This window comes from Lysobacter enzymogenes (genome assembly GCF_017168095.1).
Taxonomy (GTDB): Bacteria; Pseudomonadota; Gammaproteobacteria; order Xanthomonadales; family Xanthomonadaceae; genus Lysobacter; species Lysobacter enzymogenes_D.
The window spans coordinates 1-1,457 of sequence record NZ_LXSD01000623.1 but is presented as its reverse complement, the minus strand read 5'-3'; the positions used below and the strand labels follow the sequence as shown (position 1 = coordinate 1,457).

The 1,457-nt window shown below is 72.3% G+C and carries 1 protein-coding gene; it reads left to right on the top strand.

Going from position 1 to position 1,457, the window contains the following annotated elements; translation table 11 throughout:
- Positions 1–110: 110 nt before the first annotated feature.
- On the top strand, positions 111–1,457 hold a 1,347-nt coding region (locus A7A76_RS24160; RefSeq protein ID WP_206413706.1), incomplete at its 3' end, for an NTP/NDP exchange transporter.

Genomic DNA, 1,457 nt, shown 5'->3' with positions numbered 1-1,457 from the left:
GGCGGCGGCGGCCGCGACGGGCCCGGGAGCGATCCCGCACGGGCGCGCGGCCGGCCACGATCTGCAGGGCCGGCGGCGAGGCGCCGCCGGCTCACTCACGGAGCGACCCGATGTCGGCTGTGCAAGGCGCCACCCTGTCCGGCGGACGGGTACACACCGGGGAGTGGCGGGCGGTGGCGCTGTCGCTGGCCTATTTCTTCTGCGTGCTGACCGCGTACTACGTGATCCGGCCGGTGCGCGACCAGCTCAGCGCGGCGGTCGGCTCGACCCAGCTGCCGTGGTTCTACGCCGCCTCGTTCCTGGCCACGCTGGCGCTGACGCCGCTGTTCTCGGCGCTGGTCTCGCGCTATCCGCGAAGGGTGGTGGTGCCGGTGGTGTACGGCTTCTTCATCGCCTGCCTGGTCGGCTTCGTGCCCTTGTTCGGCGAGCGCGGCCCGCTCAGCGCGCATGCGCTGGGGGTGCTGTTCTTCGTCTGGATCAGCGTGTTCAACCTGTTCGTGGTGTCGGTGTTCTGGAGCTTCATGACCGACATCTGGAACGAGGCGCAGGCGCGGCGGTTGTTCCCGATCATCGCCGTGGGCGGCACCGTCGGGTCGCTGGTCGGGCCGGCGCTGACCCGCGAACTGGTCGGCACGATCGGCGTGGCGCCGCTGCTGCTGGTCTCCGCCGGGCTGCTGTGCGCGGCGCTGGCGCTGGTGCTGGCGCTGGGCCAGTGGTCGCGCGTGCACGGCACGCGCCGCTTCGAAGGCCAGCACGAGGCCGCCATCGGCGGCGGCATGTTCGACGGGATCAAGCAGATCTTCGCCAATCCGTTCGTGCGCTCGATGGCGATCCTGATGCTGCTGGGCGACTGGATCGGCACGGTCAACTACGGCCTGGTGGTCGATTACTCCAAGGCCACCTTCACCGATGCGGTGGCGCGCACCCGCTTCGCCGCCGACCTGGACCTGATGACCAACATCGTCGCGCTCAGCACTCAGGTGCTGATCACGCCGTGGCTGCTGTCGCGGCGCGGCGCGGCGGCGGTGATCGGGGTGTGGTCGGTGGTGACGGTGGCGGTGCTGAGCCTGGCCGCCGCGGTCGGCGATGTCTACCTGCCGCTGACCGAGCTGTTCCCCGGCTATGGCGCGCTGGTGGCGCAGCTGCCGGCGGGCATGGCCGGGTTGGTCGGCCCGTTGCCGGCGGTGGCGCTGGCGCTGGTGGTCAGCCGCGGGCTGTCCTACGGCATGGTCGGGCCGGCGCGCGAGAGCCTGTTCGCCAGCGCCGCGCGCACGCTGCGCTACAAGGGCAAGAACGCGGTCGACACTGCGGTGTGGCGGTTCGGCGACGTCATGGTCGCCAGCACCATGGTGGCCCTGCGCGGCGCCGGCGCCGGCGTGGCCGGGCTGGCCGGGATCAGCGCGGCGGTCGCGGTCGGCGCGGGCTTGGTCGGCTGGAACCTGACCCGCTGGGTGCGG